Origin of the sequence: Parabacteroides sp. AF17-28 (assembly GCF_003479205.1) — a bacterium.
Lineage (GTDB): Bacteria > Bacteroidota > Bacteroidia > Bacteroidales > Tannerellaceae > Parabacteroides > Parabacteroides acidifaciens.
Map to the genome: position 1 here is coordinate 1 of NZ_QUGV01000050.1, position 7,573 is coordinate 7,573.

Here is a 7,573-nt window from a genome sequence, read left to right on the forward strand (position 1 = left end):
AAGGATGGCAAATTGCCGGAATGGGAAGTTCCGAATATGCTGGCTAAGTATTACACAACGACTTCTGCTTTGGATATGGCAAAAGCGAAAACGAAGTAAACGATTTCTTTATAAGAATAGTGAACCGGTCTGTAAGAGTTATTCTTTTAGACCGGTTTTTATTTAAGAAATTGTTTCCGGTATTCGGTAGGAGTAAAGCCTGTGTTGCGTTTGAAGATCCGGTTAAAATGTGTAATGGTGTTAAAGCCGCATTCGAGACAGATCTGGAAGATATCCATTTTGTTTTCGATCAGTAGTTTACATGCGTATCCGGTACGTAACCCCAGCACATATTCTGTAAAAGTCTTTCCTGATTTATCCTTGAAGTAACGGCAAAAGGCAGAGTTGTTCATGGCAATGAGTGAAGATACTTCGTTAAGGTCTATATCTTCCTTATAGTGGTTCATTAGAAATGAGAGTACCTTTTTCATGCGCGGGTCCATCGCCGGTGATAGGGTTTGGCAGAATTGCAAACTTCCCAGAGAGCGTTTGTCTGGAAATTTTGCCATTTGGTCCAATAAGTGTAGTAAGTTGATAATTCGTATGATTCCGTTAGATTCGGGCAATTGTATAATACTTCGGATAATCTCCTGATTTTGTGGATAAGGGAAGTGAATTCCACGCTTTGCGTCTTCCAATAAATTTTTGATGTGAGACAGGTCGGCGTAATTATTAATAGCATGAGCCATAAAGGCTTCTTCGAATTGGATGATTGTGCCTCTGACCCGCAATTTATTATCGCCCTTTTCATACTCCGGTGTACTCTTCATATAATGGGGAATTCCACTACCGATTAGAGTAAGGTCATGAGCTTGAAATTCTTCCATGTTATCAGCAACAAACCGTTTCCCTGAACCTTCTTCTACATAAATGATTTCGAATTCATTATGTACATGCCAGGGAAATGTAAATTTCTCATAATCATATTTCCGTGCAATAATAGGCGCTCCGGAATAAATCGTGAGTTGCTCATGCATTATTCTATTTTCCATTTCAGACTCTCTTCTTGTTATTTGCAAATGTATGTATAATTTTTGTGAATCGGGGGCTGTAAAGTTTTTTGTTTCGGTCCAAGATAGTGTCATTATTTGCAAAAATAGGTTATATCCGGTAGGTAAACTCTTTGTACTTTTGTATATAGCAACTAAGTAATAACATTTTAAATTCTGATACGATGACTACAACACGAAGAGAGTTTCTAAAAAGATCATTGACTGCGGGAGTTGGTATGTTTATCGCTCCGACTATTGTCCCGGCCTCTGTTTTTGGGCCTAATGCACCATCCAATCGGATTAATATCGGAGCTATTGGGACTGGGCGTATTTCACGGGATCATGATATGCCAGGAGTTTGGAAATATGATGATGTCCGGATTATTGCTGCTGCCGATCTTGATGCAAATCGGGTGGCAGATGCGAAAAAGTTGGTAGAAGGATACTATTCCAAAAAATTAGGAAAGCCCTATACAGGTGTGACTACATATGAAAATTATCAAGATTTGTTGGCGAATAAAGATATTGATGCAGTTCTGATCAGTACCCCGGACCATTGGCATGCCAAAATCGCAATTGATGCTGTTCGGGCTGGAAAAGATGTTTATTTGCAGAAACCGACTTCTTTAACGATCGAAGAAGGACGTAAAATGAGTGATGCTGTAAATGCGACCGGGCGCATCCTACAGATTGGAAGCCAGCAACGTTCAATGGAGCAATTCCGGGTTGCCTGCGAATTGGTGAGAAATGGGCGTATCGGGCAATTGAAAGAGATAGAAGTCCGTTTACCGGGTGATCCGTCAGGTGGAAATCCGGAGGAAATGCCTATCCCGAAAAGTTTTAATTATGATATGTGGCTTGGACAGACGCCTTATGTCCCATATACGGTTGATCGTGTACATCCCCAACGAGGGTATGGGCGTCCAGGATGGTTGCGCTGCGAGCAGTTTGGGGCCGGTATGATCACAGGATGGGGAGCGCATCATTTTGATATTGCTCATTGGGCGATGGATAAGGAGTATTCCGGTCCGATAGAAATATTTGGGCGTGCAACGTTTGCGTCCGGAGGCTTGTGGGATGTTCATGGGGATGATTTCGAGACGGAGATGCTTTATGATAATGGGGTGATAGTCCGTGGAATCACTAATACGAATGAGAAACCGAACGGGGTTTTGTTTACCGGAACCGAAGGATGGATATTTGTAAGTCGAGGAGCTTATCAGGCTTCGGCAAATGACCCGACGACAGCAGGAAGTTCAAAAGCATTACAGGCTTCTGATCCGAAGATATTGACATCTGTGATTGGTGAAAACGAAGTTCATTTGTATAGAAGCACAGACCATCATGGGAACTGGCTTGAGAGTGTACGGACTCGTAAGCAGAATATTACACCGGCTGAAGTAGCACATCGTTCCTGCTCGGCTTGCTTATTGCAACATATAGCCATGAAACTCAACAGAAAACTTTATTGGGACCCGATTCTGGAGCGATTTAAAGATGATGACGAAGCGAATTCTATGATTGCTCGTCCCCATCGTCCACCGTATAATTTCTGATAGTTATGAAGCAGTTTATATTAATTATTTGTTGTTGGCTTTTTTCTTTGCCTTTATGGGCGGCAGAAACAGTTAAGATAGTCGTGGAAGCCGGTAATTTTGAAAGAAAGGATTGCGTCATTTCTGCAGACATTTCAGTGTTGGGTACACGAGAAGTGTTCAGTGTTGCTTTGTTTGAGAAAATAGACAAGAAAAAGAAGCCGGTGAAATGCCAATTGATATGGGAAGAAAAAAAGCCTGTATTGTATTGGATTTTGGATGGTGTTACTCCGGCAGGTACTTCACGCGAGTTTATCGCTAAACGGATTAAGGTACATCAGGAAACTGGGACAATGAAAGTGTCTGATACAGGGACTGCTTTAGTGTTGAAAAAGAATGGTAATGAAGTTCTTCAGTATAATTATGCGGTTACATTTCCTCCGGCAGGAATAGATCTGGCTTATCAGCGTAGCGGGTTTATCCATCCGGCCTATTCCCCTTCCGGGAATGTTCTGACTGCCATACAGCCAAAAGATCATTACCATCATTATGGAATCTGGAATCCTTGGACGCGTATTGAGTATGACGGAAAAATATATGATCTCTGGAACCTGGGGGACAAACAAGGCACGGTACGGGCACGTGATATTGAGTGTACTTATCAGGGAGATGTTTGTGCCGGATATAAGGCCATGCTGGATCATTATATCTTTACCCCTTCGGGTGAGAAAGTGATTATGGATGAGTCTTGGAATATAAAAGCTTGGAATGTGGCAGATGGTTTCTTGTGGGATTTTGAGTCTGGTTTACATCCGTCGACGGATTTACCGGTGTTGATAAAAGCTTATCGTTATGCCGGTTTCGGATGGCGTGCAACGGAAGAGTGGACTAAAGAAAATAGCGAGATGTTTACATCGGAAGGAAAAACGCGCCAGAGAATAGATGGAACTACTGCTCGCTGGATTTATGTCACAGGACAATGTGGCAATCGAGGACGTTCGGGTATGCTGTTTTTAGGACATCCGGAGAATTATAATGCACCGGAACCGCTTCGTATCTGGGATGAGAATGCCAATGGTGGTCGGGGGGATGCGTTTGTGAATTTCGCCCCGACGAAAAATAAAGACTGGAAACTGATGCCTGGTGAACATTATAAGTTGTGTTATCGTATCTTTTCTTATGATGGTGAGATGACACGTGAACGAGCGGATCGTTTGTGGAACGATTTTGCATACCCTCCAAAAGTAACAATAAAACAATAGAAAGATGAAAAAGATAATATTAACAATAGCTGCCTTGCTTTTGGCTGGAATTATGGTGGCTCAAGTACAAGTTGTTTCCGCAACAAAGGTCGGAAACCGGATCGATGTTGTGGTTGGTAACCAGTTTTTCACCAGCTATCATTTTCAGCCGGATGAGAAATATCCGTTCTTTTTCCCGGTTAACGGTCCTGTTTCCGGAGCCTCGACTACTTCGATGCGTAATGGGGAGTTTCCTCACCATAGTTCTCTGTTTTTCGGTTGCGATCGGGTGAATGGTGGTAACTACTGGCAGGAAGGGCTTGAACGTGGACAGATTGTTTCGGTTGGTGCCCGTATTGTAGAGGCAAAAGGCGAACGGGTGGTAATTGAGGACGAATGCATTTGGAAACGGCCGGATGCGCAGGCTCCAATTATTGATCGCCGTAAAATAACAATTTCGTCTCCATCCTCAAATTTGTATCAGCTGGATTTTGATATCGAAATGGAAATGTTAATGGATGTTACAATCTTGAAAACTAATCATTCCCTGTTTAGTGCCCGTATTGATCCGGATTTAACAGTTAAACAGGGTGGCGTGATGATCAATTCTGAAGGTAAAGAAGGGGAAAAAGGAACGTTTGGTGTTGCTTCTTCTTGGATTGATTGTTATGGCAAAAGAAAAACCGGAATAGAAGGGATTACTATCATGCAGCATCCTTCAAATAAATGGTATCCGTCTCCCTGGTTTACGCGTGATTATGGTTTTATATCGCCGACACCTATGTATTGGCCGGAAAACAGGGAAACGACAGACCTGAGAAAAGGAGAGAAAATTAACTTGCGATACCGAGTGCTGGTGCATGCGGGAGACTCCAAACAAGCTGGTATAGTTCAATTGTTCGAACAATATAAAAAAGAATAAACCGATGGATATAAATTTGAAAGGAAAAGTTGCTGTTGTAACTGGTGGTGGAGGTGTATTGGGGGGGAGTATTTCCCGCAGTCTGGTAGAGAATGGAGTGAAAGTTGCTATTTTGGATATTCGCGAAGAGCAACTTGGTAATCGTATAAAAGAGTTGACACAACAGGGAGAGGTTCTTGGCATTCAATGTAATGTATTGGATATACATAGTCTTGAGGCTGCACGGGAAAAAGTGTTTAAAGAGTGGGGTCGTGTAGACATTTTAATAAATGCAGCGGGAGGTAATTTACCGGGAGCAACCTTGCGTGAAGATCAAACGGTGTTTGATATGAAAGTAGAAGATTTTAATCGGGTAACGGATCTGAATATGAATGGAACTGTCTATCCTTGCCTTGTGTTTGGAAAGATTATGGCGGAAAAAGGAGAAGGCTGTATCATCAACGTTTCGTCAATGGCTACTTATTCGGCTATTACGCGGGTTCCTGGTTATTCGGTTGCCAAAAGTGGCGTAAGTATCTTTACTCAATGGTTAGCGATGGAGATGGCGTTGAAATTTAGTGAGAAAATCCGTGTGAACGCATTGGCACCAGGCTTTTTTATTGGTGATCAGAATCGTGGGGTGTTAATCAATCCGGATGGCTCTTATACGGATCGGAGCCGGAAAATATTAGCCCGTACGCCTATGAAACGTTTTGGCAATATTAAAGAGTTGAACGGACTTGTCCATTTTCTCTGCTCAGAACATGCCAGTTTTATAACAGGAGCGATTATTCCAGTAGATGGTGGATTTAGTTCATTTAGTGGTGTATAGCGTATGGCATTGGAAAAAACATGGAGGTGGTTCGGCAGGAAAGATTCTGTCGGACTTGCCGATTTAAAGCAGATGGGAGTGGAGGGAGTCGTTACGTCCCTCCATCATATTCCGGCTGGCGAAGTTTGGCCGGTAGAGGAGATCTTGGCCGTTAAGCAGGAGATCGAAAATCATGGCATGAGGTGGAGTGTAGTGGAGAGTCTCCCTGTCTCTGAAGGAGTCAAAATTTGTTCTGCCGACCGTTCCCGCCTGATTGAAAATTACCGGCAGTCTTTGCGCAACTTGGGAACCTGCGGTATAGACACCGTATGCTATAATTTTATGCCTGTGCTGGATTGGGCACGGACGGATTTGCGTTATAAAAACGCGAATGGAGCTGAATCCATGCTGTTCGATTATCCGACTTTTGCCGCTTTCGATATTTATATTCTCAAACGGGAGGGGGCGCGTGAAAGTTATCCTAAGGATATTCAGGAAAAAGCTGCCGGGATAATTGCCGGACTATCCTCGGAACAGCAGGAAGAGCTGGCTCATAATATTATTATTGTGACGCAGGCGTTCATTCATGGTGTAGTGGGGGAAGGGGAAGATTATAAGAAACAGTTCCTTGATTATTTGAAAACTTATGATCGGATAGAGAAAGAACAATTACGCCGTAATCTTGTCCTGTTTTTGGACGATGTGGTTCCGGTCGCGGAAGAAGTTGGAATAAATCTCTGTATTCATCCGGATGATCCGCCTTTCCCTTTGCTGGGATTACCACGTATTGCTGGTACGATAGAGGATATCCGGTGGATATTGGAGCAGAATGATTCAACGGCAAATGGTTTGACTTTTTGTACAGGATCACTATCGGCTCGGCCTGATAATGATCTTATATCGATGGTGAAAGAGTTTGCTCCCCGCATTCATTTTGTACATTTGCGGAATACGGCTTTTCTGCCGAACTGTGGTTTCTATGAATCAGGCCATTTATGTGGTAGCGTAGATATGTTTGCCATTGTGAAATTATTGTTGGAAGAGCAGATCCGGAGGAGAAAAGCAGGGCGTACAGATACGAGACTTCCTTTTCGTCCAGATCATGGATTGCGAATGTTGGATGATTATCATCGTATTTCTAACCCTGGATATCCCTTGGTAGGACGATTGAAGGGGCTTGCTGAAATAGATGGTTTACAAACAGGGATTGAACGTTGTTTACTGGAATGTTCTGGTGATAATTAAGATTGGTAGTGTAAGAAAATGAAAAAGTATTTGATTTTTACATTGGCATCACTTTTATTGATGTCTTCTTGTTTTACAAAAAAAGCGGAATCGGATGTTTTTACCGGAGCTCCGGGAGAAGTCAAACTTATAACATTGGATCCGGGGCATTTTCATGCAGCTTTGGTTCAGAAAGATTCGTATGATCAAGTGTCGGATAAAATCTATGTATATGCTCCTGATGGGGATGATGTGAAAGAGCATTTAAAAAAAATAGAGGGATATAACACTCGTACTGATTCTCCAACGAAATGGCAGGAAGTTGTTTATAAAGGTCCGGATTTCCTGGAAAGAATGCTTGTGGAGAAAAAGGGAAATGTGATGGTGACTGCTGGTAATAACAGGAAGAAAACCGAGTATATAAAGCAAACTTTGATGGCAGGAATTCATGTCTTGGCTGATAAACCGATGGCAATAAACAGTGAGAACTTCAGTTTGTTGAAAGAGTGTTTCGACATTGCCGGACAGAAAGGTGTCTTGTTGTATGATATTATGACGGAACGCAATGAAATAACAACTATGTTGCAGCGCGAGCTATCTTTGATTCCGGCTGTTTATGGAGAACAGTTGAAAGGTTCGTTAGCTGATCCAGCTATTGTAAAAGAAAGTGTACATCATTTTTTTAAAGTCGTGTCTGGAAATCCGTTAAAACGTCCGGCATGGTTTTTCGATGTGACCCAGCAGGGCGAGGGTATCGTCGACGTAACGACCCATTTAGTAGACCTTGTTCAGTGGGAAGCATTCCCGGAACAGGTAATCGACTATAAGAA

General features: G+C 42.6%; 8 protein-coding genes. 7 read left to right on the forward strand and 1 reads right to left on the reverse strand.

Translation table 11 applies throughout. The annotated features are described in order from the left end of the window. Window positions 1-12 precede the first annotated feature (12 nt). Window positions 13-99: a putative oxidoreductase C-terminal domain-containing protein gene (locus DWW90_RS20915; protein WP_255418875.1), complete on the forward strand. Its 87-nt coding sequence runs from the start codon at window positions 13-15 to the stop codon at window positions 97-99. A gap of 59 nt (window positions 100-158) precedes the next feature. Here the strand turns inward: DWW90_RS20915 and DWW90_RS20145 are convergent, their stop codons facing one another. Then, complete coding sequence (locus DWW90_RS20145; RefSeq protein ID WP_158543415.1) at window positions 159-1,031, reverse strand: AraC family transcriptional regulator; 873 nt, start codon at window positions 1,029-1,031, stop codon at window positions 159-161. A gap of 182 nt (window positions 1,032-1,213) precedes the next feature. Between DWW90_RS20145 and DWW90_RS20150 the strand changes: the two genes are divergently transcribed. From DWW90_RS20150 to DWW90_RS20175, 6 genes are all read left to right on the forward strand, one after another. After that, on the forward strand, window positions 1,214-2,587 hold the full coding sequence (locus DWW90_RS20150; RefSeq protein ID WP_115501386.1) for a Gfo/Idh/MocA family protein: 1,374 nt from the start codon (window positions 1,214-1,216) through the stop codon (window positions 2,585-2,587). Between the two features lie 5 nt (window positions 2,588-2,592). Next, window positions 2,593-3,828 carry a PmoA family protein gene (locus DWW90_RS20155; RefSeq protein ID WP_115501387.1) on the forward strand — a complete coding sequence of 412 codons (1,236 nt, stop codon included), beginning with the start codon at window positions 2,593-2,595 and terminating at the stop codon, window positions 3,826-3,828. Between the two features lie 4 nt (window positions 3,829-3,832). Continuing rightward, window positions 3,833-4,729, forward strand: a complete 897-nt coding sequence (locus DWW90_RS20160; protein ID WP_122346266.1) for a PmoA family protein — start codon at window positions 3,833-3,835, stop codon at window positions 4,727-4,729. Window positions 4,730-4,733: 4 nt separating this feature from the next. Continuing rightward, window positions 4,734-5,540 (forward strand): SDR family oxidoreductase, encoded by an 807-nt coding sequence (locus DWW90_RS20165; protein ID WP_115501389.1) that lies wholly within the window; start codon window positions 4,734-4,736, stop codon window positions 5,538-5,540. A gap of 3 nt (window positions 5,541-5,543) precedes the next feature. After that, window positions 5,544-6,764 (forward strand): mannonate dehydratase, encoded by a 1,221-nt coding sequence (gene uxuA / locus DWW90_RS20170; protein ID WP_122346267.1) that lies wholly within the window; start codon window positions 5,544-5,546, stop codon window positions 6,762-6,764. Between the two features lie 18 nt (window positions 6,765-6,782). Continuing rightward, window positions 6,783-7,573 (forward strand): putative oxidoreductase C-terminal domain-containing protein (locus DWW90_RS20175; RefSeq protein WP_304481841.1); only part of this gene is annotated, 791 nt, incomplete at its 3' end.

Bases quoted from the DNA above. Each gene is read 5' to 3' on its own strand.
- DWW90_RS20160 (WP_122346266.1), top strand. From the start codon at position 3,833: ATGAAAAAGATAATATTAACAATAGCTGCCTTGCTTTTGGCTGGAATT.
- DWW90_RS20155 (WP_115501387.1), top strand. From the start codon at position 2,593: ATGAAGCAGTTTATATTAATTATTTGTTGTTGGCTTTTTTCTTTGCCT.
- DWW90_RS20145 (WP_158543415.1), bottom strand. From the start codon at position 1,031: ATGGAAAATAGAATAATGCATGAGCAACTCACGATTTATTCCGGAGCG.
- DWW90_RS20150 (WP_115501386.1), top strand. From the start codon at position 1,214: ATGACTACAACACGAAGAGAGTTTCTAAAAAGATCATTGACTGCGGGA.
- DWW90_RS20165 (WP_115501389.1), top strand. From the start codon at position 4,734: ATGGATATAAATTTGAAAGGAAAAGTTGCTGTTGTAACTGGTGGTGGA.
- uxuA (WP_122346267.1), top strand. From the start codon at position 5,544: ATGGCATTGGAAAAAACATGGAGGTGGTTCGGCAGGAAAGATTCTGTC.